Here is a 24,758-nt window from a genome sequence, read left to right on the forward strand (position 1 = left end):
GGCCCTCGCTCTGCCGCTCGGATGTCTCGGTGCGCAGTATCGATGCGTCCGCATCGAGCCCGCGGTAGTTCGAATCGGTTTTCATGTCTCCTCCGAATGTGCTTTTGCTAAGTAGTGAGTGGTACTCAGTCCTCTATGCCGCTGTATCGGCGCGTGCGAAGCGCCCGGTAGTCGCGCTTCGGCCGTGCAGATCGAGTCGTCGCCCCGCCTTGGCCACCTGGCTCGGCGTTTCATGCCCGAGCAAATCGGGCAACCACCGCGACGCAGCAAGCAACGCATCGAGGTCGACGCCGGTGTCGTAGCCCATCAGATCGAGCGCATGCACGATGTCTTCGCTGCAAACGTTCCCGGTTGCGCCAGGCGCATACGGGCAGCCGCCTATGCCGCCCAACGATGCATCGAAACGCGTCGCCCCCGCCTCGATGGCGGCGAGCACGTTTGCGAGTCCCATGCCGCGCGTGTTATGGAAGTGCAGCGTCAATTCGATGTCAGGCCATCGCACAATGAACGCATGCGTCAACGCCGCGACTTGCGGGGGATACGCCATGCCCGTCGTATCGCAAAGCGTGATGCCGGTTGCCCCGAGCTCCTCGATGGAGCGTCGCGTCCAATCGAGCACTATCTGCTCGGCTACATCGCCCTCCATCGGACATCCGAATGCGCAAGAAAGCGAGACGTTGACCGTAGTGCCCGCATCGCGCGCCAGGCGCCCGACTTCGAGCAGCGCATGAAACGATTCCGCGCATGCCATGCGCAGGTTAGAGAAGTTATGGCTTTCGCTCGCCGACATCACGAGATTGAGTTCATCGGCCCGCGCCTCGATCGCGCGTTCGGCACCGCGCACGTTCGGCACCAATGCCGAATAAACGATGCTCGGATGCCGTTCTATCTCGCGCAGGACCACCTCGGCATCGCGCAGCGCCGGAACCGCGCGCGGCGATACGAAGGCGGTCGTTTCGATTTTCGCGACGCCCGTGCGAGACAGCGCATCGATGAGCGCGATCTTGTCTGCCGTCGGCACGAACGTGCATTCGGCCTGAAAACCATCGCGCGTGCCGACCTCTTGCATATGGATGCGTCGGCCATTGCCACTCCACGTCTTCACTCGATTGCCCCCTTGTTACGCAGCACGCCAATCTCGGCGTCGGAATAGCGGAACTGCCGCAATATCGCGTCCGTGTCATCGCCGAGCCGCGGGGCCGGCGAACGGATCGCGCCCGGCGTGCTCGCAAGCTTCGGCACGATGCCGGGCACGTCGATGTCATAGCCGTCCCGGGTCGTCTGGCGCACGATCATCTCTCGCGCGCGATAGTGCGGGTCTTCGACGATGTCCTTGGCCGAGTAGATCTTGCCGGCGGGCACGCGTGCCGCGGACAGCGTGCCCAGCACGTCTTGCGCGCAGCGCTGCGCCGTCCACGCACCGATCGCGTCGTCGAGCTCGGCGACGCGAGCGACACGGCCCGCGTTATTTGCAAGGACGGGATCGTCGGCTAGATCGTCGCGGCCGATGACGGCCATCAGCCGCCGGAAAATGCTGTCCCCGTTTCCCGCGATGAGCACATAGCCATCGTTGCAACGGTAGGCGTTCGACGGTGCGATGCCGGGCAAGGCACTGCCGGCCGCCTCGCGTACCTGCCCAAACGCGCTGTATTCGGGTACGAGGCTCTCCATGACGTTGAACACCGCTTCGTGCAAAGCGACATCGATCACCTGGCCCGCGCCGCCGTTGGCATCGCGATGATAGAGGGCCATCAGCACGCCAATCACGCCATGCAATGCCGCCAGCGTGTCGCCGATCGAAATGCCGCATCGCACGGGAACACGTCCAGGCTCGCCGGTCAGGTGGCGCAGCCCGCCCATGGCCTCGCCGATAGAACCGAAGCCTGGCAAATCGCGATAGGGTCCGCTCTGTCCATAGCCCGAGATACGCAGCATGATGAGACGCGGATTGATTTCTCGAAGCGAGTCGTAGCCCATCCCCCACCCTTCGAGCGTACCGGGACGAAAGTTTTCGATGAGCACGTCGGCCTCGGCAATGAGCCGACGCGCGACCGCTTGACCATCGGCGGTGCGCAAATCGAGCGCAATCGAGCGCTTGTTGCGCGATTGCACTTGCCACCAGACCGACGTCCCTTCCTTGATCATTCGCCAGTTGCGTAAGGGGTCGCCCGCGCCGGGCGGTTCGATCTTGATGACCTCCGCGCCGAATTCGCCTAGCGTCTTGCCGGCGAATGGACCCGCGATCAACTGTCCCATTTCGATCACGCGAACGCCGTCGAGCGCCGCGGGCGAGCCGGACAACGAACGTTGGCTGCTGCTCATGAACCTGTCTCCAGAACGTTTTATCGAGCGCACGAAAGGCGGCTTCCATGACGATCGATTATCTGTTTCGTCCCGGCGAGGAGGAATGCAAAAGTCGCGCAGCGAGCTTTCGCGAAACGCGAAAGCGGGGATCAGGGTCTTCCCGAGGTGATCGGTACGCTCGGCAACGCCATAGTGCTGCAGCATACGTCCGTCTCACGCCACTCCTCGTACCCTCGATCTCATGAACCTGCACCGTCTGGATTTCGCTTCGCTTTCGCTGTTCAATTTGGTGGCGCGCACCGGCAGCATCAGCAAGGGCGCGGCCCTCGCTCATCTTGCAGTGGGTGCGGCGAGCAAGCGCATCGCCGATCTGGAGGCCGCGATGAGCGTGCCGCTGTTCGAGCGCCATTCGCGCGGTATCACGCTGACCGCGGCGGGCAGCGCCTTGCAGCAGCACGCGCAGCGAATCCTCAGGGACGTCGATCAGATGAACGCCGATCTGTCCGATTACGCAGCCGGCGTGGTAGGCGTGGTGCGGCTGCATGCCAATACGTCGGCGACTACGCAATTCCTGCCGGCCGAAATCGCGGCATTTACGGCAGCCAACCCACAAATCCGAATCGAACTCGAAGAGCAGAACGGCGATCAAGTGGCGATGGCCGTCGTGGATGGCAAAGCCGATTTCGGCATTCTCGCGGAATCCACGCCGACGCTGGGCCTACAAACGATCCCGTACAGGCGCGATCAGCTGGTGCTGGTCGTGCCGAACGGCCATCCGCTCGCCGTGCATCGTTCCATTTCGTTGAGCGAGACGCTCGAGCATGACTTCGTTCATCTCTCGCCGAGCACATCGCTGGCGAAACTGCTCGAGTCCGCGGCCGCGTCCGCGGGAAAGCGGCTGAAGATACGCATCCGCGTACGCAGCTTCGATGCCACCTGCAGGATGGTCGCGGCGAATCTGGGTGTCGCGGTGCTACCGGCCGAGGCCGTGCGTCCGCTTTTGCGCTCGATGGGATTGCGCAAGATCGCGCTGTCGGACGATTGGACGCGCCGGCAACTGCTGATTTGTGCCCGTGATTTGGCTGCGCTGCCGAAACCTGCGCGGATGCTCGTGAATCATCTCTCTGCGCCGCCGTTTGAACGGCCTCGGCTCATCGCTCGGGCAGCCCGCATGGATTGAGATGCTACTGGCCCGGCGGGTAATGGCGCCAGCTTCAGCCAACCGCGCGCTGCGCGCGGAGATCTTCCAGCGCTTCGGCAAGGCAGACGGCAAATGCTTCGCAGGTTCCGCTGATCGGATGGCTTTCGAGGGATGCGATCCCCGTCTCGAAGCTGATCGTCGGCACGAACGGCCTCATCACGAACTGTTCCGTGTCGCAGCATTGTGCGATCAACCGGTTGACGATGGCCGTGCCAACCCCACGCGCCGCCATCGCGCACGCCACGCTCACCGAATGCACCTCGGCCACCACGTTCGGCGTCACCCGCGCGCTGCGGAACGCCGAGTCCACTTCATGGCGAAGCGCGCTCTGTCGCCACAGCAGGACGAGCGGCACGCCGTCCAGATCGCTCGGGGAAATCGTGCTTTTCCCGGCGAGCGGGTGCGAGCGCGGCATCACGCACACCGATTCGCTCTCGAAATGCCGCTTTATTGATAAGCCGCTCAGGCGCGTCGGCAATCGTACGAAGGCAAGATCGATCTCGCGGCTCAGCAGGGCACGCTCCGAAGCGTCGTAGGTGCCCGAAAACACTTCCAATACCGCATCGCGATGCGTTTCGTAGAAACGCTGCATGACAGCGGGCAGCAAGAACTGGGCAAAGGTATTCGGAACCATGATGCGCACGAGCTTGCGCTGCGTCCCCGCCAGTCGCAGCTGCTTGGCATGCCGTTCCAGGCAGCGCGTCGCCTCGACGATTGTCTCCACTTCCGGCACGAGCGCGTCGCCTTCACGCGTTGGCGTCAGCCGGCCTTGTTCCCGCACGAACAAGGTCAGGCCGAGATCCTCTTCCAACTGGCCCAGAAGACGGCTCACCGCCGGCTGTGAGCAGCCTAAGCGCTGCGCGGCTGCCGTCGTCGTATGCAGCGTCGAAATCGCCAGAAAAGCCTCGAGTTGTTTAAGGTTCATCTCAGGTTCGGCATAGGGCTATGTTGAATCAACATAAGGTTGCGGACAGTTTTTTGCCGTCGAATGATCGTGGCGATGCATCAGCCCGGTGCCGCTTGGCCACCGGAACACATCGCATTTTCATCATTTGAGGTTTCGCACGCAATGATCGCCTTCATCATCCGGCGGCTAATCCAGAGCATCGGCGTGTTGCTGCTCACGTCAGTGCTCGTCTTCTGCGGCGTGTTCGCCATCGGCGACCCGATCGCGATCCTCGTTCCTGCCGACGCGACGCCGGCCGAAGTCGCACAGGCCGTGCAATCGCTCGGGCTCGACCAGCCGCTTTGGCAGCAGTATCAGCATTTCATCGGACGAGCACTGCACGGCGATCTCGGGCGCTCTTTCGTGTTCGATCAGCCGTCGATTCAACTGATTCTCGAACGCCTGCCGGCCACGCTGGAACTCGCGTTCGTGGCGCTCGTGCTCGCTTTGATGGTCGGCCTGCCGCTCGGCCTCATCGCCGGGCTGAAGGCCGGATCGGTACTCGACCGCACGGTCATGACGGGTTCGATCCTAGGGTTCAGCCTGCCGAACTTCTGGCAGGGCATCATGCTCGTGCTGGTCTTTTCGGTCACGCTCGGCTGGCTGCCGTCCGCCGGACGTGGCCAGCTCGGCACGCTGTTCGGCATTCACACCAGCCTCGCGACGTGGGATGGCGTGCGGCACCTGCTGCTGCCGGCACTCAATCTGTCGCTGTTCAAGATGTCGCTCGTCACGCGCCTCACGCGCGCAGGCGTGCGCGAAACGCTACCGCTCGATTACGTGAAGTTCGCCCGCGCCAAAGGGCTGCGCGAGCGGCGGGTGATCTTCGTGCACGTCCTGAAGAACATTTTGATTCCCATCGTCACGGTCGTAGGCATGGAATTCGGCTCGTTGATCGCATTCGCCACGGTAACCGAGACGATTTTCGCGTGGCCGGGCGTCGGCAAGCTGATCATCGACAGCATCACGAAGCTCGACCGTCCGGTGATCGTGGCCTATCTGCTGATCGTGGTCGCGATGTTCACGCTACTCAATCTCGTCGTCGACATCGTCTATTCGCTGCTGGATCCCCGCGTGCGGTTGGAGACAGCATGAGAGCCAGCACCGCCTTTCCTTCTTGGCGTATCGATCGAAATACGACATTGGGCATTGTGCTGCACGGTTTGTTCGGCAAGCCGGCCGTCGCTGCCGCAACCTGCGTGTGTCTTGCTCTTGTCGCGATCGCGCTGTTCGCACCATGGATCGCGCCGCAAAACCCCTACGATCTCGCCGTGCTCGATATCGTCGATGGCCGGCTGCCCCCCGGCGCGCGTGGCGTGAGCGGCCATCTGTATCTGCTCGGCAGCGATGCGCTCGGACGCGACATGCTCGCCGCCATGATGTACGGGTTGCGTATCAGCCTTGGCGTGGGACTGCTGAGCGGTGCATTCGCGATGACGCTCGGGACCACGCTCGGCCTTCTCGCCGCGTACTTCGGCCGCTACGTCGACACGCTCGTGATGCGCACCGTGGATCTGATGCTCGGTTTCCCGACGATTCTCGTCGCGCTGATGATGCTCGCCATTCTCGGGCAGGGTGTCGACAAGGTGATCCTGGCGTTGGTCGCCGTGCAGTGGGCCTATTTCGCCCGCACCGTGCGAGCCGTCGCCGCGGTCGAACGCCGCAAGGAGTACATGGAGGCCGCGCTGTGCCTCGGCTTGAGCCATCGGCGCGCCCTGTTCAGCCAGTTGCTGCCGAACTGCCTTCCGCCCGTCATCGTGATCGCCCTCGTACAGATCGCCGCCGCCATTTCAGCCGAAGCGACCTTGAGCTTTCTCGGCATCGGCCTGCCGGTCACGCAGCCCTCGCTGGGCCTGCTGATCGCGAACGGCTATCAGCAATTGATCGCAGGCTTTTACTGGATCAGTGTCTTCCCCGGCCTGTTGCTGCTCGTGCTCGTGTTCAGCATGAATATCGTCGGCGACAGCCTGCGCGAAGCATTGAACCCGCGTTTGCAGAAATAGGATTTCGGATGTCCACACCTACGTTGTCCGTGCAGCATTTGCGCACGCATTTCTTCACCGGGGCCGGTGTCGCGAAAGCCGTCGATGACGCGAGTTTCGACGTCGGGCCGGGCGAGATCGTCGGTCTCGTCGGCGAATCCGGTTCCGGCAAATCGATTACCGGCTTTTCCGTGCTCGGCTTGATCGACGCCCCGGGACGGATCGTCGGGGGACGCGTGCTATTCAAAGGCGAAGACTTGACCGCGCTCTCGCCCGAAGCGCTGCGCCGCCTGCGTGGCAATCGCATCGCGATGATCTTTCAAGATCCGATGATGACGCTGAACCCTGTTCTGCGCATCGACACGCAGATGATCGAGGCAGTGCAAGCCCACGCTCGCGTATCGAAGCGCGTGGCGCGGGAACGCGCGCACGATGCCCTCGCCTCGGTCGGCATTCCGTCGCCAAGCGAGCGCTTGCGCGCGTATCCGCATCAACTGTCGGGGGGTATGCGACAGCGTGTGGCGATCGCCATCGCGCTGCTGCACGCCCCGGAGCTGATCATTGCCGATGAGCCCACCACGGCGCTCGACGTCACGATCCAGGCGCAGATACTCGCGCAAATGCAGAAGCTATGCGCCCGCTTCCGCACTGCGATGGTATGGGTGAGCCACGATCTCGCGGTCGTTGCCGCTCTGGCCGATCGTATCTGTGTGATGTATGCGGGCCGCGTGGTCGAGACCGGCAGCGTCGACGAGATTCTCGAACGGCCGCGCCACCCCTACACCATCGGGCTGATCGACTCCCTACCTGAAAAGGCGCGGTGCGGCGAACCGCTCAAACAGATTCCGGGCATCGCACCGAGCGCACTCCAACTGCCGGCGGGCTGCGCATTTGCACCGCGTTGCGCCTATGCCACCGAACTGTGCCGCAGCGCGGAGCCGCCCGTCAGCGGCCACGGAACTCACCAGTACCGCTGTTTCCACCCACGTTCCGGAGCGCCCGCATGAACGCACCCCATGTCATGGCGCCGATGGTCGAAGTCGACCATGTGTCGCGCCGCTTCGTTCGCCGCCAGAACTATGCGGAGCGAATCGCCGGCTGGCTCGGTGCGCGTACCGAGCAACGGATCGTCCATGCAGTCGATGATGTCAGCCTGACGATCCATCGCGGCGAAGTGGTCGGCCTCGTCGGCGAGTCAGGCTGCGGGAAATCGACGCTCGGCAGGATGCTGGCTGGGATCGGGGCACCGTCGAGCGGCTCGATCCGCACGATCGAGAAGCACGCCGAGCCGTCGGACTCCCGTGGCCTGCATGACGGCACGCGCGCCGGGCAGCGCACCACGCGTCACCGGCTCGCCACGCAGATGATCTTTCAAGACCCCCTGTCGTCGCTCAATCCGCGCAAGCGAGTGCGGGACATCATCGGCGAGGCGCCGCTCGTTCACGGATTCGTTGAACGCAAACACCTCGATGCCTATGTCGTCGACGTGATGGAGCGCGTGGGCCTGAATCCGGATTTCCGCGAACGCTTTCCGCATCAGTTTTCCGGAGGTCAACGTCAGCGCATCGGGATCGGTCGCGCCTTGGCGGTGAAACCGGATTTTTTGATCTGCGACGAATCGATCGCGGCGCTCGACGTGTCGATCCAAGCACAGATCATCAATCTCTTCGTGCAACTGCGCCGCGATCTCGGGCTCACGTACCTGTTCATCAGCCACGATCTGGGTGTCGTCGAACACATTAGCGATCGTGTCGCGATCATGTATCTCGGCCGTATCGTCGAGATCGCACCGACGGTCGAACTGTTCGCCCATCCGCAACATCCGTACACGATCGCGCTGCTTTCGCAGCGGCCGCGCCTGTCGAACCGGAAACGGCAGTTCGAGTCGATTCAAGGCGAAATTCCATCGCCACTCGCGCCTCCCGACGGTTGCCATTTCCACCCACGCTGCCCCCATGCAACGCAGCGGTGCCGCACTGAACGTCCCATGTTGCGCGCGAGCGGTCCCGCCCATCAGGTTGCGTGTCATCTGGTGGAGGTGCGATGAAAGCGGTGATTTCATTCATGCGCGGGCGCGGCCTCAAGCGCGCGGCGGCACTCGCACTCGTGTGCGGGCTGGGCTTTGCCGATGCGTCCACCGTCGCGCAAGCTGGCTCGCTCACGATGGCGCTCGCGTCCGAGCCTTCGTCGCTCGATCCGCTGTTTTCGCGCACGCAGAACAATATGCAGATCGCCGAAAACATGTTCGAGCGGCTGATCGAACAGGACGACAACCTGCAGGTGAGGCCCGGACTTGCCGTGTCATGGCGCGCGGTCGATCCGCTGACGTGGGAATTCCGTCTGCGCCCCAACGTGCGCTTCTCGGACGGCTCGCCGATGACGGCCGACGACGTCGCGTATTCGCTGGGCCGCGCGCGATCCGTGCCGAACAGTCCCGCACCGTTTTCCGGTGCCGTCGCCAACATACGGAGCATCGAGGTGGTCGACCCGCTGACGCTGCGCATCGTGACGAAGACACCGTCACCGGCGTTCGTGGAGCAAGTCGGCCTCGTGTATATCGTGTCGCAGCACGCGAGCGCGGGTCATGCGAGCGACGACTACCGCCTGCCCGCAATCGCCGTCGGCACGGGTCCGTATCGTCTCGCCCGCTGGATTCCGGGCGACCGTCTCGAGCTCGTGCGGAACGACTACTACTGGGGCAAGCGGCCTGCGTTCGAGACGTGCACCATCCGCTTCATATCGAACGACGCGGCGCGACTGTCGGCCCTGCTCTCCGGCTCGGTCAGCCTGATCGACAACGTCCCTCCCGTCACGATCGCCCGCCTGCGGCGCGAACGAAGCGTGAAGCTCTTTTCCGGCCCATCCGCACGGCTCGTCTATCTCGCGCTCGATTCGTCTCGCGATGCTTCTCCCTTCGTCACTGCGGCCGACGGCTCGACGATCGCTCGCAATCCGCTGCGCGACGCGCGTGTGCGTGAGGCCATTTCGAAGATGATCGATCGCGATGCGATTACGCAGCATCTGTTGAGCGGCGCGGGAATGCCGGCCGCGCAAATCGTACCGCCCGGCATGGGGGGTTATGACCCGCAGCTTCGACCGGACCGGTACGACCCCGCCGGCGCACGACATCTGCTTGCCGCGGCCGGCTATCCCCACGGTTTCGGGTTGACGCTCCATTCGTCGAACGACCGCTTCGCAAGCGACGGCGATCTCGGGCAAGCCCTAGGGCAGATGCTCGCGCGCGGAGGGATCACCGTGAACGACGTCGTCACGCAACCGTACAACGTCTATGCCGGCGCCGCCGCGCGACGCAGCTACAGCGCGTTCGTCTTCAGTTTCGGCAATACGACGAGCGATTCCGCGATCGGGCTCACCAACGTCATGGAAAGCTATTCACGCGAGGCCGGCACTGGCGCCTTCAACCGCACTCGCTATTCGAACCCCGCGCTCGACCGGTTGCTGCGCGAAGCCGCGGCGAGCTTCGATCCAGTGCGGCGCGATCAGTTGCTGCAGCAGGCCGCGCGTGCGGGTTTCGGCGATTACGGCATCGTGCCGCTCTATTTCCCCGTGGACTACTGGGCGGCACGCAACGGCGTGATTTTCCATCCGAACAAAGCTGAACGCACTTCCCTGCTCTACATCGAGACTCGACCATGACTGAAGCTTCACTCCGTGGCGGAGCCCTTCCCGCTGACTCGGCACAGGGCCCGCTTCGCGACGCCATGGTGCCGATGCGCGACGGCGTACGCCTGGCCACCGACGTGTATTTTCCCACCGGTTACCGCGTCGGCATCGATGCACCGCTGCCCGCGATTCTCGAGCGCACGCCCTATGGCAAATCCGATGTTTCGCGTTCGGAAGTCCATCACGGCCAGCCGCCCGCGAACCGTGCCGACGTGGCACGCTACTTTGCCGCGCGCGGCTACGCTGTCGTCCTGCAGGACTGCCGCGGGCGCTACCACTCCGAGGGCACGTTCACCAAATATGTCGCGGAAGGGCCAGACGGCTTCGACACGATCGAATGGATCGCCCGGCAACCCTGGTCGAACGGCAAAGTCGGCACGATGGGATTGTCGTACGCGGCGCACACGCAGCTTGCCGCCGCCTGCCTGAACCCGCCGGGGCTCGCGTGCATGGTGCTGGACTCGGGCGGCTTCGCGAATGGCTATCGCTGCGGCATTCGCCAGGGCGGTGCCTTCGAACTGAAGCAGGCAACGTGGGCGTTCAACCGTGCAAAGAACAGTACCGCTGCGGCCGAGAATCCGCTTGTTGCGGTGGCGTTGAATGCGAACGATCTACGTGAATGGTTTGCGCGGATCCCATGGCGCCCAGGTCACTCGCCGCTGGCGACGGTGCCGGAATATGAGCGCTATCTGTTCGAGCAATGGACGCGTGACGTGTTCGACGACTACTGGAAACAGCCGGGCATCTATGCCGAGGGCTACTACGACACCATGACGCGCGTGCCCACCGTGCTGATGTCGAGTTGGTACGACGCGTATGTGCGCAGCACGCTCGACAACTTCGCCGCGCTGTCCGGCACGGCCGGCGCGCCGGCCTATTTGATCATGGGTCCATGGCTGCACGGCGACCGCAACGTTTCGTATAGCGGCGACGTCGAGTTCGGGCCCGATGCCGTCATCGAAGGCCAAATCGCGGAAAGCTGGCTGGCATTTCGCGCCGCCTGGTTCGACCGCTGGCTGAAACCGCACGAGGCGGCACGTGAATCCGCCGATGCCGTTGCACGTATCTTCGTGATGGGCGGCGGCAGTGGAGCACGCAATCCACAGGGCCGCATGGAGCACGGCGGACGCTGGGTCAACTCATCGCAATGGCCGCTGCCCGGCACGCGTTTTACGCCGTTTTACCTCACAGCGGAGGGTTCGCTTTCGACGTCGAGCGATGCACGGCATGCGCCGCCCGCGCAGATTTCGTACGCGTTCGATCCATCCGATCCGGTACCGACGATCGGTGGCGCTTTGACGTCGGGCGCACCGGTTTTCGAGGGAGGCGCGTTCGACCAGCGTGAAGACCCGCGTTTTTTCGGTACGCGACACCCGGGCATGCCGCTCTCGGCCCGCTCCGACGTTCTCGTGTTTCAAACCGCGCCGCTTGAAGAAGACGTCGCCGTGATCGGGCCCATTGTCGTCAAGCTCTGGATTTCCTCGGATGCGCCCGATACCGACTTCACGGCGAAGCTGATCGATGTTTATCCGCCCAATGTCGATTACCCCCATGGCTATGCGATGAATCTGACCGACGGAATCTTCCGTTGTCGTTTTCACGAGTCGTGGACAGCGCCATGTGCCCTCGAGAAAGGCTGTATCTACGCGATCGAAATCGAACCGTTCGCTACGGCGAATCTATTTAAACGCGGCCATCGGATCCGGCTCGACATTTCAAGCAGCAATTTCCCGCACTTCGACGTCAACCCGAATAGCGGCGAGCCGCCCGCACTCGCTCGCGCCCCACGCATCGCAGTGAACCGCGTGCATTTCGGCGCAGGTCAAGCGTCGCATGTCGTGCTGCCGCTCGTTTCGACGGCATCGCTCGAAAGCATGCGCCCGAGCCATCCGGCTAGCTGAAACGGACTCACCCAACACTTGACCGCCCCGCGTAGGAAGCATTCCCGATCAGCGTCCGGCTAACCCGGCACGCCTCCTGACCGCGCCTGGAGCGCCGTCAACTGAGCGAGCGCGTCCTTTGCGCGCTCCACGGGCACAAAAATGTGATCGTGAAATGCGGCGGCAACGACGTTGCAACTGATGCGAGCCCTAGTTAGCTCTTCAGCCACGGCCGCCGTGAGTCCCACCGCCTCGAGGTCGGAATGGACGTTCAGCGTGATCCAGGCTGCCCGGAAAAGCACAGGTAACCCTTCGCGCAGCGCCGTCGGCTCATCGACGATGACCGTCAGCCCCTCGCGCTCACGGAACGTCGCCACGGGTGCGAGCTGGGACACGTCCCTGTCTGCCTGCACGGACGAGAAAACATAGGCGCCTTCATTCAGTTCTGGCTGCATTGACGCCAGCAGTTGTGCGAGATCCGAGACGGGTTGGCTCACTGCGCTCCCTATACGAGAAGAAGGTCAATCGGGCGGACACACCGGCTGCGACATCGCGGGCCGGATCCACGTCGAACATCAAAGCTACTGCGGCCGACAGGCAAAATTGTCGCTCATAGTGCGCGTCATGAGTGCGGCAATCAGGGCATCGCAGATGCGAAAACTTTTCTTTTTAGTTCGGCGGCTTATCTACGATATCGGACGCGTCTGGACGATTCCAGCCGGTGCTGGATCTACGGCTATTCGTTTTCTTCGAAGTAGTGAAGCGGCCTTTCCTGGCACGCCTCCGCCTCCAAACCTACGCTAGAACAGTCTTGGTAGGTTTAGCCATGCGCCACACCTTCCACTTCATCCTTAGCTGCGGCGAGGACCTGCTCCGGCTCCGCCGCCAGTACGTCCTGCGGGCGTCGGCCACCGAGGAAGCTGTTGGCCGAGAGAAACCAGTAAGCCAGCCCCCAGCCATCCTTGTTGTCGCCGAAGGTCCGCCTTGTCGCTACCCCGCCGCAGCCACACTGCGACTGATCCGGCCGTGCGCGAAGAAGATGTATTGCCCAACCGGGGCGGCTCCGGACCGTCGAGCGAGTCCATCTCGCCGCCTGAGACAGGTTGCGATTCGAGATTTTCAATTCGTCTACGCTGTCGGGGAGGAATCGAGCTCGCTTAAGGCACGCTGCAAAATTCGGCTGTGCTCGTTGTTCGCGTTGTCGCTCGGTCCGCGCGGATCGTCGAGCAATCGCTGAAGCAAGGCCCTGATTTTCGCAGGGCGACGGCCACGTCCCACTGGATCGGATTCAACGTGTCACCCACGGGGTACTAGTTGTCTCATAAGGTGAAGATCGACCCCTCTCGGCCGATTCGGCTGCAGAAGGGCTCGTCGATCGGCGAGGAGTCCGCCAGTGCCGATGGGTACACTTGCCGTTGGATTGCGGCGTTACCTGAACAGGTATAATATATCAATGATCGACAAAGAAGGACCTCTTGAATGGATTGCGAGCAGCTATAAGGACCTCATGGCGTTGCCGCCCGACGTGCGCCGCTTCCAGAAAAAGAGCAAGAGTGGGATCGCCACGCCGAAAGGCGACATGGACATCATTCGCGCTCGGTTGAAAGTGGCCGAAGCATTGGCACAGGAGCTACGAAATGCAAAAGCGAATCATTGAAGGCGTCGAGGTTCAGCGCGGTTCGAGCAATGTCTATGCCGACCTTGGCTTGCCCGATGCAGAAAAGCTGAAGATCAAGACCGGCCTGGTGATCGAGATCAGAAAAGCCATGCGCGCCCTCGGACTCACCCAACAAGCGGCAGCGAAACGCATGGGCATTCCGCAACCGAAGGTGTCCGGCATGATGCGCGGTGATTTCACCAACCTGTCCGAGCGCAAACTCATGGACTGCTTGAACCGGCTCGGCTACGACATCGAGATCAAAGTGCGGCCGGCCGCCGAGCCGATCGGACATCTCACGCTCGCGGTTGCTTGATGCGAACCACTAGTCCGCCGCATCCAGGCGAAACGCTGCGCGAAGACGTATTGCCCGAACTGGGGCTCACTATCACAAAGGCAGCCGAGTAGCTTGGCTTGACGCGCACTGCTCTGTCGCGCGTGCTGAATGGCCATGCTGCAATCTCGTCCGCAATGGCGTTTCGCCTGGAGCAATGGCTGGGCGTCGAAAATGGTGGGCGTGCCGACTTGTGGATTGCCCAACAAGCGGCCTATGACCTTTGGCAGGCTCACCAGAACGGCGTACCGCAAATCGGGCGAGTCCGTCCCGCTACGTAAAGCAGACACCGATGCCATTGCCCCGACCGGTCTACGTCGTGGTGGGGAAATCGAGTTCCCGTAAGGCTCGCCGCAAGACATGGCTGACTTCACCGTTCGTGCGACCGCTCGGTCCGGGCGGTTCGTCCAGCAATCGCAGAAGTAGCGCCTTGATCTCGGAGACATAGGTGGACGCCCACGGCTGCGCGGATGCAATCGCCGGAATCAGTACGCTGTACTCTCCGTACCCGTCAGAGCTGATCGCAGACACGACTTTCGCGGCAAACAGCTTCGGTTCAACCTCTGCGTCGACGCTCACTTTGACGAGATCGGCGCAGGCTTGATCGAAAACTTGGCTGACGTCCCATCCCTCTTCGGTCGTACGGTCATACACAGTTCCGGCGAGCGTGAATAGCTGCCACATCAGCTCCGGCGCAAGCTTCGGAGCAGCCCGGGAAACGTTCGAGACAATGCTGGCCCGTATGTCATCGAGTTCTCTGGCCAGTTGGCCAACCTCCCCCGCACCGAGGAACGGCGTTTGTTCGCGCAGCTCGTTGATCCACCGGCGAATGACCTCGGGTACGTTGTCATTTTGCGCAGACAGTTCGAATTGCACGCGACGCCGCATGGATGGATTCGTCATTGCCGCCTCGGCCAACAACATCGCCAAGCGTTTCGATCCGATGGCCGCCAGGACGTTGACATCGATTGGATCCTCCTCACCCGACATCGCTCCTCCAGTCAGCATTTATCGAACCAAGCAAACTACTTTCCGGCGTATGTTCCGCTTACGAAGGGACGCCGGCGTAGGTTTTTTTTCGCATCGAAAAAACCTACGCCAGCGCAGCCGGTGTAGACCTAGCAAGAAGGTCGAGATTCATCAACGGGACGTTCGAATCGATACGGATTTGTTTAAAAATCAAGCAACTACCGATAACCACCCGCACCTAGCCCCTCATTCGTTCATTATCCTCCGCGGCCCGAGGAGATCCGGGCTACGAGGCTCGCCGGCGACGCGAAAGTCCCTGATAGATCAAGCGATTGCGGACAGAATATTCAAATCCGACCGATAACCTCGCAGCCCCAACCCCAACCTACTCATTCTCCTCGAAGTAATGCCCGAACTTCACCTGCTTCGTCCGAATGTACCGCTCGTTCTCGTCGCGGACGGGAATCGCTAGCGCGACCCGTTCGCAAACCGGAATGCCATGCTTCGAGAGCGTATCGAACTTCTCCGGGTTGTTGCTCATGAGCCGCACCGACGTGACGCTCAGATCGCGCAGAATCGCCGCGGCCGAATCGTACTCACGTGCATCGTCGGGCAGCCCAAGCTCGAGGTTCGCCTCCACGGTGTCGAGACCCTGCTCCTGCAACGCGTATGCGCGGATTTTGTTCGACAATCCGATCCCGCGCCCTTCATGCCCGCGCAGATAGAGCAGCACGCCCCGCCCTTCCGCAGCGATGTAGCGCAGCGCCAGGTCGAGTTGCTCTCCGCAATCGCACCGGTACGAACCCAGCACATCACCGGTCAAGCATTCCGAATGCAAACGCGTAAGCACCGATGCCTGCCCCGCGACGTCGCCCATCACCAAGGCCAAATGCTCGGCTTCTCCCGCGACGACACGGTAGGCATACGAGGTGAACGTACCGTACCGAGTGGGCAAGGTGGCCTTGGCTGCGAGCGTCACGCATTGCGTGCCGCTTTCGCCGTCCGCATGCGACGGCTGGGATGACATGGGCATGACTGATCGAATATGAGCTTTTGACGGTTCGCGCGGCCCGATAGCCGGCGCGCATCGGGAGTTTACCGCTAATCGTCACGCAGGGTTCGCCGCACGACACCCGGGCTCCTCGCCACCGCATATACTGAAACTCAGCGCCGCGCCGCAATGCGCTCGTTGCGTCCAGCGCTCGACGCCGCCCCAACCGAGAAGACGGAGATGCCCATGCCCAACGTAGCGCAGATTCTCAAGTCGAAACAGAACGATCCTCAGGCCGCGAAGAGGATCGCCGCGCAGCCGGTCGTCACGATCGATACCGACGCGTCCGTCTTCGAAGCCGTGAAAATGATGGCGCAGCATCAAATCGGCGCGCTGATCGTCACGGAAGGCCCTGAGGGAAGAATCGCGGGAATCGTCACCGAACGCGACTACGCTCGCAAGATCGTCTTGATGGACCGGTCATCGAAATCGACGCGGGTCGGCGACATCATGACCAAGCAGGTGTTGCACGTGCGCATGAGCGATACCACGGAGGCCTGCATGGCCTTGATGACGGAACACCGGATGCGCCATCTTCCCGTCATCGACGATGGCAGGCTCGTCGGCATGGTCTCCATCGGAGACCTCGTCAAAGCCATCATTTCGGAGCAAGAATTCACCATCCAGCAACTCGAACATTACATCGCGGGCGTTCATATCTAGACTTGCCGCCCGTCCAATGGCAACCCGTCATCAAACGCCGAAATAGATGGATCCGGGCCCCTTCGGCTCGCGCGAACCCGATTCGCTGCGCGGATAGGACGGCTTCCCGTAGCCGCTCGCGCCGGCGCTTCGGGCACGCTCGTCCGGTTCCTGCGGCGCGGGCTGCGCACCCGCGTCGGCCGCCGTCGAATGCGCCGTCTCGTCGCCGACGCGGCGATACCCCGCATCGGCCCTCTGCAGCGTCTGCTCGCGCTGCAGGGCTCCGCTGTCGGGCTGTCCCGGCTGAGCGAACGAATAGGTCGGCGCGGCCATCGCGCCGACGATCAGCACAGCCATCATCGTCGATTTCATCATCGGTCCTTCCAGTTTGGATTGGTTCGTCCGGAACCGGTACCTGACGCCCAGCGCAGTCTACGTTTCCCGTCGTTGCCCGAAAACACCGGTTTCGGCCAATCACCTTTGCAATATCCGAAACTATCGAGTCGACCGGAATTTATCGATCGTCCATGCAATTGCGACACGCCTCGTCATGGAATCGGTTTGCCGACAGGAATGAGACAAATAGCGGGGGCGCGCAGGCAGCAAAAATCATTATCCCGCCCATCGGTGAAATCGATCTCGAACGCCCATTTATCGAAGCTCTATTCCAAAAATCGACTTGCCGCTGGTCAGCGCCCGGATTTTCGAGAAACATTATTTCATTCGTCTGATATGATTCGATGAACCAATTTCCCGAACGTCATTTTTTTCGGCAGAACAGCCAATTATCTGTTTCGGGCAAGTAATATTTCCGACACGCGAGGACACCATGCCGGACGCATTCATAGAGCCGCTGGCGCCGCTATGGCGCGCAAAGAACGAGGACGCCTGGTTCGAAGCGCTCGCGTTGCTGGGCCGAAAATATGGCTTCGACCATACCCTGTTTGCAGTCGTGCCGCGGCCAGGCATGCGCTTCACCGACGCCTACCTGCGCAGCACCTATGCCGCCAGTTGGCGGCAGACGTACGACGAGCGGGCGCTTTTCCGGATCGACCCGACCGTCGCCCACTGCCTGACGCAAACCTCCCCGTTGATTTGGACATCTTCACATTTCGTCGAGCGCAGCCAGCGGGAAATGTACGAGGAAGCCCGCCAGCACGGTCTGTGCACCGGCATTTCGCTGCCGATCCACGGTCCTAAGCAGGAAGTCGGGATGCTGTGCTTCGTGCGCAGCGAGCAAGCGGGCAAGTCGCCGGATCTGCACATACAACGCGATCTGCCGATGCTGACGCTGCTGCGCGACGTCGCCTTCGATACGAGCCAGCGTTTCCTCGATGGATACACCGAGCGGCTCGTGCCGAAGCTGACGCCGCGCGAATACGAGTGCTTGAAGTGGACGGCCCAAGGGAAGTCGACGTGGGAAATCGCCAAGATCTTCGGCTGCTCGGAAGCCACCGTCAACTTTCACATGACCAACATTCGCGGCAAATTCGGCGTCAGTTCGAGAAGCGCCGCCGCCGTCAAAGCGACCCGAATGGGCTTGATAGATCCGGATTGACCAATGCCTGCCGAAGCGCGGCCGCGCGCTTCTGAGAAACGCTGCGAATGTCGTCGTCCGAAATCCTGGCCTCGAAATAGAGCCTCAAGAGAAGCATGACCGGCTTTGGAATATTGGCGCCCAATTCGAAACGGCTCCCGCGAGATTGCGTCACGCCGAAGCGTGACCAGAACGTCTTTTGGCTCTCTTTTACTTGCCTGCGGTAAGCCTGAATGAATGCACTGTCGATTTCAGTCCGCAACGGCCGGGCCGTATCTTCGGCATGCGGTTGACGAATATCGGCTATGGACATGGTTTCCACCTGATCAAGGGGCGTACGCGATACCCGCAATGATCTCAGCGTCACCCGCCGATTTGTACCTATCTTGCTTGACAGTTACCGTGAGCACGCAAAGTGCATATCGTCCATGCCCGTTAGGTAAGAGGTTAATGACAACTCGGGAGGGCGAGATGAAGGTGAAAATCGTGATCGGTCAACAAGGCGGTTTCGACGTCGACACACTGACGCAAATGTACCGGTTGCGCGCAAGGATTTTCGGCGAGCGCCTGGGATGGGACGTTGCCGTGCGATCCGGGATGGAAATCGACGATTACGACGCGCTGTCGCCGTACTACATGCTGGTGCGCGACGAGTCGGACGCAATGTGCGGCTGCTGGCGGCTCCTGCCGACACAAGGGCCGTACATGTTGCGCGACACGTTTGCTCCGCTGCTTCACGGACAGGCGGCACCGGCCTCGCCCCGCATCTGGGAACTGAGCCGCTTTGCCGTCGTCTCCCCCGCACGCGCCGGGTTCGGGCTCGGCGAATTGACGCTCGAGGCGATGCGCGCCATCGTGACGTTCGCCGACGGGCGCAACATCACGAGCTACGTCACCGTCACCACCACGGCACTCGAGCGGCTGCTCGTGCGCGCCGGCATCGCAACGCGCCGTTTCGGGCCGCCGATGCGCATCGGCAAGGTCAACGCCGTCGCGCTTTCGATCGATCTCGGAGCGCAGACCCACGCGGCGCTGTTCGGCAGCGAACAGGCGAGCGCTTCAGCGTCCGATAGGTTCGAGCAGCCGCTTGGGGCCGCTGACGAAGGCGCTGCCGGGCTCGTAAAAGCGCAGCAACGCGTGCGTCTCGCGCGACAAGCCGATGCGCTTGGTAGCCGCGACGCGAGCGCCGGACGGAGCGTCGGCGGCGTTTAGCCCGTTTAGCCCGTTTAGGCGCCCTATCCAAAGCGAGCCGCCGCATAAGTCGGCACCGTCCTGTTCGGGACCGATGGCGAACGCCGCGCATAGCCGCCCGGGCCCGCGCGCGAGATCGGCATGCTTGGCACCGGGTCGCCGGCTTTGCATGAGCGGCACGCCGTCGAGCGGCTCCACGGCGCGAAGCAGCACGGCGGCCCCCTCGCCTTCAGCCTCGGCCGACATATTGAGCGTATAGGACACGCCGTAGACGAGCCGCACGTAAGCATGGCCCGGGGCACTGAACAACGGGGCGTTGTGGGCGCGCAGTCCGGGATAAGCATAGCCGGTCGAGTCGCCGATCGGATAGGCTTCGGTCTCGACGATCCGGCCGCTTACCCGGCCCTGTCCGGTATCGTGCACGAGGCATTTGCCGATCATGAAGCGTGCGAGCTCGACGGTGTCCACGGGAAGTTCCTCCCGCACCAAAGGCACGATGGGATAGGCGCCGGCATCCTCTTGGGCAGGCCGCATCGTCTACGAGGTCTCGTCACGGTGAGAGGCCAGCCATGCCCAGAACTGCTCCACCTTGCGCACCTGGGTGGCGCTGTCCGGGCAGACCAAGTAGTAACGCGCTCCGCTTTCGACGACGCAATCGAGCGGCGTGACGAGCCGCTTGGCGGCGATGTCCTCGGCGGCAAGGGTTGCGTCGCCGAGCGCGACGCCGAATCCCTGCATCGCCGCGTTCGTCGCCAGATCCAGCGTATCGAAGCTCGGGCCGACGTCGGCGTCGACATCCTCGCCGCCCGCGCGCGCGAGCCACAGCTTCCAGTCCCGGTGGTCGCGCGTCGGGTGCAGCAGCGTATGGCGCGCCAAATCGGCCACGCACGCGAGCGGCTTATCCGCGAGCAACTGCGGCGAGCACACGGGCATCAAGCGTTCGTCGAACAGCGTCAACGCGCGCACGCCGGGCCCCGGCGCCGAACCATAGACGATCGCGGCATCGAACGGTTCGACGTCGAAGTCGACGTCGTGCCGCCACGTCGTGGTGATTCTCAATTCCAAATCGGGGTGCTCGCTCTGAAATTTCATGATTCTCGGCAGCACCCATCGCATGACGCACGTGGGGACCTTGAGCGCGAGGTCCGTTTGCTTGCGCGTCAGGCGCAACGAGACCTCCTCGATACGGGCGAAGCTCTCTTTCACCGCGGGCAACAGCGTCTCGCCTTCGGGCGTCAGCGTCAGCCCGCGCGGATGGCGTTTGAACAGGGCGAACCGGTAGTAATCCTCGAGCGCCAGGATCTGCCGGCTCACGGCACCTTGCGTCACGCATAGTTCCTCGGCCGCGCGCGTGAAGCTGCGATGGCGCGCAACGGTCTCGAACACTTGCAAGGCATTGAGCGGCGGCAGTCGACGCATCTTCGTCGGTTCCTCTTCGTTCCGTCGTTGCGAGAAACGCTCGCCGCGTCAACGCGTGTGCGCGCGTGCGACTCGGCAAGCGGCCAAATCCCACGCTGCGCAGCCGACGCTCTTGAACACGACGGGTGCCGCATCGGCAAGCACGCCGGGGCGAGCCGCTCCCTGCGCGGCCAATACGTCGCCCAGCCCGGCAACGCGCGCCCAATCGACGCCCGCTTGAATGAAATCCCCCGCTTCATGAGGAGCGCCGGCCAGATCGTCCACATAGAGCGTACTGCCCGCGAGCGTGCGCGGCCCGATTTCGGCCATCTCGGGCGTGAATGCGCCCACGCCGATCACGAGCCGCTCCAGCCGGGCGGCCTCGTCGTAGACGGGCACGCGGCTCGTCGTAAGCGCCACGACGGCATCGACGAAATCGGGAATCGCGCCGCCCTCGTCCGCGCTCATCGGCATGTCCTTGCCATGATCCGCGCAGAACGCTTCCGCGCGCGCCGGCGCGCTGCCGCGCACCAGCACGCGCGCCTCCGGATAGATCGCAGCCAACGCCCGAGCGTGATAGGCGGCTTGCGTGCCCGTGCCGATCAGAAGAACCGCCTTCGGCGCAGCACGCAAGAACGTGCGCATCGCGAGCAGCGTCACGGCTGCGGTACGCCGGCCCGTGACGGTCGGCCCATCGAGCGCGAAGAGCCCCTCGCCGGTATCGGGATCGCACACGCTCACGTGGCCGTGGATCGTAGGAATCCCGCGTTCGCGGTTCGCGGGACATACGTTCACGAGCTTATGGATGGCGAGGTCGCGCGCCGCGGCCGGCATCGCGAGCATGACGCCCTCCTGATTGAGCGGCACCACGAGCCGCGCGGGGCTCGCAATCTCGCCACGGGCCGCTTCGACAGACGCCTGTGCAAGCGCATCGACGAGCGCCGGAAAAGGCGTCAAGCGCGCGGTCGCCTCGGCATCGAAAAACTGCATCGTCATAGGGTTTCCTCCAGTACGGGCCGCCTCTGGGGGCCGCGAAATCGCCGCGAGGCCGATGGGGTAAGGATAAGGCAGTGCACGGCGCGGGCGGCATCAGGCATTTGCCGATTGCCGCACAGCCGCTCGTTGACCACCGGTAACGAACGTAACCTGTCGATACATATTTGACGCGGGTACGCGAGCGCGTTGCCCGTTAAAATACGCCCGCCTCGTTACTTTTACCGCTGCGGCGTAGCAATGCGCCACGGCCATTCTCGATCCGTGACCGCCTTGACGCCGCAGCGCCCAGAAGCAGCATGACCACAGAAGCCACCTTAGCGGACTCACTCGCCGTTGCCGACCGCGTGCGCGCACTGATGGTTCGTCATGGCATCGGCAAGCGACAGCAAACCACCGAGCTGTGCCGAATCCTCGATCTGAGCTTTTCGCAAGGACACCGCAAATTGCGCGGGAGCAGCCCGTGGACGCTCGCGCAAATCCGCAAAGTAGCCGAAGCGTTCGGCGAGGCGCCCACGCAACTGTTCGCCGCACAAGAAAACGGGCTCGGTGCTCCTGGCCCGCAGCCGCGCGAAGCGATGCTCAACATGGGCGCGTTCGAAGGAACCTGCGTCGCCTGGATCGGCGAGCCGCTCGGCCCCTATGAGCGGGCCGAGTTCGTCGCGTATGGCGAAGGCGAGCGCTGGCGCATCGTGCGGTGCGACGGTGCCCCCGGCGAGCACGCGCACGAAGTGCTGAAGATCGAGATCCATCCGCGCCGCGGCGAAGCCGGCCGGCCGGCGGTCGCTGTCGTGGACGTCGATCGAGCGGCTGCCGAGGCACTGTGCGACTACCTCGCGCAAAACGGCTTCGCGGCCAGCGCTTACGATCGCCTCGCCGCGTTTGCCGACGCACTGCAGACGCAAACGTTTGACGCCGTCGTCACCGACTGGCTTTTCGACGGTCATACGGCGGCAGCGGCGATCGAAGCGGTCCGCCGCTCGGCCCGGCCCGATGCCCCCATCTTCCTGCTCACGGGCGACCTGCTGACCGGCAAAGCGAGCGAGTCCGAGATCAGCGAAGTCATTCGCCGGTTCGATGTCGCCTGCTACGAAAAGCCGGCGCGCTTGGCGATTCTCGTCGCCGATCTGTCCAAACGACTCGGCCGCGCGTAAAGACGCAATCGGACCGCGCGCGCGAGCTACCTTGCGCGCTGGGCATAGGCATAGGCAGGGCATAGGCGCGGCGCAATGGCGTGCCGATCGCCGCGCCGCCCCCGGGGCCGACGAGACCGAGTTCAAACGTCGAATTTCACGCCTTGCGCAAGCGGCAGCTCGCGGCTGTAGTTGATAGTGTTCGTCGCGCGCCGCATGTAGCTCTTCCATGCGTCGGAGCCCGATTCTCGGCCGCCGCCCGTTTCCTTCTCACCCCCGAACGCCCCGCCGATCTCGGCGCCGCTCGTGCCGATGTTGACGTTGACGATGCCGCAATCGCTACCGGCCGCCGACATGAACTGCTCGGCTTCGCGCATGTCGTTCGTGAAAATCGCCGAAGAGAGTCCTTGAGGCACGGCGTTGTGCACGGCAAGCGCTTGCTCGAAATCGTCGTAGACGAGCACGTAGAGAATCGGCGCGAACGTCTCGCGCTCGACGACAGCCGTCTGAGCCGGCATGCGCACGATCGCCGGACGCACGTAATACGCGCCGTCGTGGCCCACGTCGACGCGCTCGCCGCCCATCACTTGGCCGCCGTCCTTGCGGGCCTCTCTCAACGCGGTTTGCATCGCATCGAACGAGCCGCGGTCGATCAGCGGGCCGACGAGCGTATCGGCCTCGAGCGGATCGCCCACCTTGACCGATGCGAAAGCCTTCTCGAGCCGCGGCAGCAACGCGTCCGCCACGCTGCGATGCACGATCAGCCGGCGCAGCGTCGTGCAGCGCTGACCGGCCGTGCCGACCGCCGCGAACGTGACGGCCCGCACGACGAGGTCGAGATCGGCGCTGGGCGCGACGATCATGCCGTTGTTGCCGCCGAGCTCGAGGATGCTGCGTGCGAGGCGCAGGCTCAACGTCTGCGCGACTTCGATGCCCATGCGCACGCTGCCCGTGGCGCTGACGAGCGGCACCTTGTGCGAACGCGTCAACGCCTCGCCCACGTCGCGGCCGCCGATGATCAACTGCACCAGTCCCTCCGGCGCGACGCCGGGGTGCGTCTTATCGAATTCGCGAACGGCTTGCGCGAAGAGCGCATGGCACGCGACGGCCGTGAGCGGCGTTTTCTCGGAGGGCTTCCAAACGATCGGATCGCCGCACACGAGGGCCAGCGCGGCATTCCATGCCCACACCGCAACCGGGAAGTTGAACGCCGAGATCACGCCGCACACGCCGAGCGGATGCCACGTTTCCATCATGCGGTGCCCCGGGCGCTCGGACGCGATCGTCAGACCGTAGAGCTGGCGCGACAGGCCGACCGCGAAATCGCAGATGTCGATCATCTCCTGAACCTCGCCCAGTCCCTCCGAGACGATCTTGCCCACCTCGATCGAAACCAGCCGGCCCAGGGCGTCCTTGCTCTCGCGCAATTCTTCGCCAAGCAGCCGGACCAGCTCACCGCGCTTCGGCGCCGGCACCAGCCGCCAGACGCCAAACGCGGCATGCGCGGCTTCGATGGCCGCGGCAGCCTCGTTGGTGCTTGTTGCCCGGACCTCTGCGATGATTTCGCCGGTGATGGGGGTATGCACCTTGAGTGCACCATCCCGGTAGCGGGGCCGGCTCACGCCGAGTTCAGTGAGCAGCCTCTCGACTTCGCCGGACAGATCGAGCTTCGTTGAAACCGACATGGCGTTCTCCGAGAGCAGGGCTATGCAGGTATCGTGGCGAACCACATAAACAGATGCCTTTAATCGGCCTGACCGGCACGCGCGTCAAATCATATTCCGCTCTCGGCGAAGGCGGGCTTATGTCTGCAAAGCGCGTCGCTGCGGTGCTTCATCAAAATTGATCTGGCTTTG

Annotated in this window: 25 protein-coding genes and 2 pseudogenes; 15 read left to right on the forward strand and 12 right to left on the reverse strand. The window is 63.1% G+C overall.

The window, feature by feature from the left end; all coding sequences use genetic code 11:
- Window positions 1-133: 133 nt before the first annotated feature.
- Both ACTHNZ_RS20985 and ACTHNZ_RS20990 read right to left on the reverse strand, forming a co-directional pair.
- Window positions 134-1,069 (reverse strand): hydroxymethylglutaryl-CoA lyase, encoded by a 936-nt coding sequence (locus ACTHNZ_RS20985; RefSeq protein WP_440544535.1) that lies wholly within the window; start codon window positions 1,067-1,069, stop codon window positions 134-136.
- Between the two features lie 32 nt (window positions 1,070-1,101).
- On the reverse strand, window positions 1,102-2,322 hold the full coding sequence (locus tag ACTHNZ_RS20990) for a CaiB/BaiF CoA transferase family protein (RefSeq protein ID WP_440544507.1): 1,221 nt from the start codon (window positions 2,320-2,322) through the stop codon (window positions 1,102-1,104).
- Between the two features lie 223 nt (window positions 2,323-2,545).
- On the opposite strand from ACTHNZ_RS20990, the gene ACTHNZ_RS20995 reads away from it, so the two are divergent.
- Window positions 2,546-3,484, forward strand: a complete 939-nt coding sequence (locus ACTHNZ_RS20995) for a LysR substrate-binding domain-containing protein (RefSeq protein ID WP_440544508.1) — start codon at window positions 2,546-2,548, stop codon at window positions 3,482-3,484.
- Window positions 3,485-3,518: 34 nt separating this feature from the next.
- Here ACTHNZ_RS20995 and ACTHNZ_RS21000 read toward each other — a convergent pair whose 3' ends face one another.
- The gene (locus ACTHNZ_RS21000; protein ID WP_440544509.1) at window positions 3,519-4,430 is read right to left on the reverse strand and encodes a LysR family transcriptional regulator; all 912 of its coding nucleotides are present in this window, start codon (window positions 4,428-4,430) and stop codon (window positions 3,519-3,521) included.
- Window positions 4,431-4,574: 144 nt separating this feature from the next.
- Between ACTHNZ_RS21000 and ACTHNZ_RS21005 the strand changes: the two genes are divergently transcribed.
- The 6 genes from ACTHNZ_RS21005 to ACTHNZ_RS21030 are packed head-to-tail and all read left to right on the forward strand — an operon-like array spanning window position 4,575 to window position 12,018.
- Window positions 4,575-5,546: an ABC transporter permease gene (locus ACTHNZ_RS21005; protein WP_440544510.1), complete on the forward strand. Its 972-nt coding sequence runs from the start codon at window positions 4,575-4,577 to the stop codon at window positions 5,544-5,546.
- Window positions 5,543-6,454, forward strand: a complete 912-nt coding sequence (locus ACTHNZ_RS21010) for an ABC transporter permease (RefSeq protein WP_440544511.1) — start codon at window positions 5,543-5,545, stop codon at window positions 6,452-6,454. Before ACTHNZ_RS21005 ends, ACTHNZ_RS21010 begins: the two co-directional genes overlap by 4 nt.
- Before the next feature lie 8 nt (window positions 6,455-6,462).
- Window positions 6,463-7,440, forward strand: a complete 978-nt coding sequence (locus ACTHNZ_RS21015) for an ABC transporter ATP-binding protein (RefSeq protein ID WP_440544512.1) — start codon at window positions 6,463-6,465, stop codon at window positions 7,438-7,440.
- Window positions 7,437-8,480 carry an ABC transporter ATP-binding protein gene (locus ACTHNZ_RS21020; protein WP_440544513.1) on the forward strand — a complete coding sequence of 348 codons (1,044 nt, stop codon included), beginning with the start codon at window positions 7,437-7,439 and terminating at the stop codon, window positions 8,478-8,480. Before ACTHNZ_RS21015 ends, ACTHNZ_RS21020 begins: the two co-directional genes overlap by 4 nt.
- Window positions 8,477-10,090, forward strand: coding sequence for an ABC transporter substrate-binding protein (locus ACTHNZ_RS21025; RefSeq protein ID WP_440544514.1), 1,614 nt, complete (start codon window positions 8,477-8,479; stop codon window positions 10,088-10,090). Before ACTHNZ_RS21020 ends, ACTHNZ_RS21025 begins: the two co-directional genes overlap by 4 nt.
- The gene (locus tag ACTHNZ_RS21030; protein WP_440544515.1) at window positions 10,087-12,018 is read left to right on the forward strand and encodes a CocE/NonD family hydrolase; all 1,932 of its coding nucleotides are present in this window, start codon (window positions 10,087-10,089) and stop codon (window positions 12,016-12,018) included. Before ACTHNZ_RS21025 ends, ACTHNZ_RS21030 begins: the two co-directional genes overlap by 4 nt.
- 59 nt (window positions 12,019-12,077) lie before the next feature.
- Here ACTHNZ_RS21030 and ACTHNZ_RS21035 read toward each other — a convergent pair whose 3' ends face one another.
- Window positions 12,078-12,494: an ACT domain-containing protein gene (locus ACTHNZ_RS21035; RefSeq protein WP_440544516.1), complete on the reverse strand. Its 417-nt coding sequence runs from the start codon at window positions 12,492-12,494 to the stop codon at window positions 12,078-12,080.
- A gap of 956 nt (window positions 12,495-13,450) precedes the next feature.
- Here ACTHNZ_RS21035 and ACTHNZ_RS21040 point away from each other — a divergent pair.
- From ACTHNZ_RS21040 to ACTHNZ_RS21050, 3 genes and pseudogenes are all read left to right on the forward strand, one after another.
- Window positions 13,451-13,654 carry a hypothetical protein gene (locus ACTHNZ_RS21040; protein WP_440544517.1) on the forward strand — a complete coding sequence of 68 codons (204 nt, stop codon included), beginning with the start codon at window positions 13,451-13,453 and terminating at the stop codon, window positions 13,652-13,654.
- Window positions 13,635-13,970, forward strand: a complete 336-nt coding sequence (locus tag ACTHNZ_RS21045; RefSeq protein WP_440544518.1) for a helix-turn-helix domain-containing protein — start codon at window positions 13,635-13,637, stop codon at window positions 13,968-13,970. The genes ACTHNZ_RS21040 and ACTHNZ_RS21045 overlap by 20 nt, the downstream gene beginning before the upstream one ends.
- Window positions 13,970-14,269, forward strand: a pseudogene (locus tag ACTHNZ_RS21050) (HigA family addiction module antitoxin). The gene ACTHNZ_RS21045 and the pseudogene ACTHNZ_RS21050 overlap by 1 nt, the downstream one beginning before the upstream one ends.
- 31 nt (window positions 14,270-14,300) lie before the next feature.
- Here the strand turns inward: ACTHNZ_RS21050 and ACTHNZ_RS21055 are convergent.
- Window positions 14,301-14,996 (reverse strand): DUF6880 family protein, encoded by a 696-nt coding sequence (locus tag ACTHNZ_RS21055; protein WP_440544519.1) that lies wholly within the window; start codon window positions 14,994-14,996, stop codon window positions 14,301-14,303.
- A gap of 346 nt (window positions 14,997-15,342) precedes the next feature.
- Complete coding sequence (ribA, locus tag ACTHNZ_RS21060) at window positions 15,343-15,990, reverse strand: GTP cyclohydrolase II (RefSeq protein ID WP_440544520.1); 648 nt, start codon at window positions 15,988-15,990, stop codon at window positions 15,343-15,345.
- Window positions 15,991-16,194: 204 nt separating this feature from the next.
- On the opposite strand from ribA, the gene ACTHNZ_RS21065 reads away from it, so the two are divergent.
- Complete coding sequence (locus tag ACTHNZ_RS21065; protein WP_440544521.1) at window positions 16,195-16,671, forward strand: CBS domain-containing protein; 477 nt, start codon at window positions 16,195-16,197, stop codon at window positions 16,669-16,671.
- 30 nt (window positions 16,672-16,701) lie between these two features.
- Here the strand turns inward: ACTHNZ_RS21065 and ACTHNZ_RS21070 are convergent, their stop codons facing one another.
- On the reverse strand, window positions 16,702-17,025 hold the full coding sequence (locus ACTHNZ_RS21070; protein ID WP_440544522.1) for a hypothetical protein: 324 nt from the start codon (window positions 17,023-17,025) through the stop codon (window positions 16,702-16,704).
- A 152-nt stretch (window positions 17,026-17,177) separates the two neighbouring features.
- On the opposite strand from ACTHNZ_RS21070, the gene ACTHNZ_RS21075 reads away from it, so the two are divergent.
- Entirely contained in the window at window positions 17,178-17,381 is a 204-nt protein-coding gene (locus ACTHNZ_RS21075) for a hypothetical protein (protein ID WP_440544523.1), read from the forward strand.
- Between the two features lie 122 nt (window positions 17,382-17,503).
- Window positions 17,504-18,208 (forward strand): helix-turn-helix transcriptional regulator, encoded by a 705-nt coding sequence (locus ACTHNZ_RS21080; protein ID WP_440544536.1) that lies wholly within the window; start codon window positions 17,504-17,506, stop codon window positions 18,206-18,208.
- Here the strand turns inward: ACTHNZ_RS21080 and ACTHNZ_RS21085 are convergent.
- Window positions 18,171-18,500 carry an XRE family transcriptional regulator gene (locus ACTHNZ_RS21085; protein ID WP_440544524.1) on the reverse strand — a complete coding sequence of 110 codons (330 nt, stop codon included), beginning with the start codon at window positions 18,498-18,500 and terminating at the stop codon, window positions 18,171-18,173. The genes ACTHNZ_RS21080 and ACTHNZ_RS21085 overlap by 38 nt on opposite strands.
- 218 nt (window positions 18,501-18,718) lie before the next feature.
- Here ACTHNZ_RS21085 and ACTHNZ_RS21090 point away from each other — a divergent pair.
- A pseudogene (locus ACTHNZ_RS21090) lies at window positions 18,719-19,192 on the forward strand (acyl-homoserine-lactone synthase); the annotation flags it as partial.
- A gap of 54 nt (window positions 19,193-19,246) precedes the next feature.
- Here ACTHNZ_RS21090 and ACTHNZ_RS21095 read toward each other — a convergent pair.
- The 3 genes from ACTHNZ_RS21095 to lhpI are packed head-to-tail and all read right to left on the reverse strand — an operon-like array spanning window position 19,247 to window position 21,772.
- Complete coding sequence (locus ACTHNZ_RS21095) at window positions 19,247-19,912, reverse strand: DNA-3-methyladenine glycosylase (protein ID WP_440544525.1); 666 nt, start codon at window positions 19,910-19,912, stop codon at window positions 19,247-19,249.
- A 3-nt stretch (window positions 19,913-19,915) separates the two neighbouring features.
- Window positions 19,916-20,797, reverse strand: coding sequence for a transcriptional regulator GcvA (gene gcvA / locus ACTHNZ_RS21100; protein WP_440544526.1), 882 nt, complete (start codon window positions 20,795-20,797; stop codon window positions 19,916-19,918).
- Between the two features lie 48 nt (window positions 20,798-20,845).
- Window positions 20,846-21,772 carry a bifunctional Delta(1)-pyrroline-2-carboxylate/Delta(1)-piperideine-2-carboxylate reductase gene (gene lhpI / locus ACTHNZ_RS21105; protein WP_440544527.1) on the reverse strand — a complete coding sequence of 309 codons (927 nt, stop codon included), beginning with the start codon at window positions 21,770-21,772 and terminating at the stop codon, window positions 20,846-20,848.
- A gap of 296 nt (window positions 21,773-22,068) precedes the next feature.
- Between lhpI and ACTHNZ_RS21110 the strand changes: the two genes are divergently transcribed.
- Window positions 22,069-22,923 (forward strand): helix-turn-helix domain-containing protein, encoded by an 855-nt coding sequence (locus ACTHNZ_RS21110; RefSeq protein ID WP_440544528.1) that lies wholly within the window; start codon window positions 22,069-22,071, stop codon window positions 22,921-22,923.
- Between the two features lie 122 nt (window positions 22,924-23,045).
- Here the strand turns inward: ACTHNZ_RS21110 and amaB are convergent, their stop codons facing one another.
- On the reverse strand, window positions 23,046-24,587 hold the full coding sequence (gene amaB / locus ACTHNZ_RS21115; RefSeq protein WP_440544529.1) for an L-piperidine-6-carboxylate dehydrogenase: 1,542 nt from the start codon (window positions 24,585-24,587) through the stop codon (window positions 23,046-23,048).
- Between the last annotated feature and the right edge of the window lie 171 nt (window positions 24,588-24,758).

The sequence above is a fragment of the Trinickia sp. genome, assembly GCF_051953955.1.
Lineage (GTDB): Bacteria > Pseudomonadota > Gammaproteobacteria > Burkholderiales > Burkholderiaceae > Trinickia.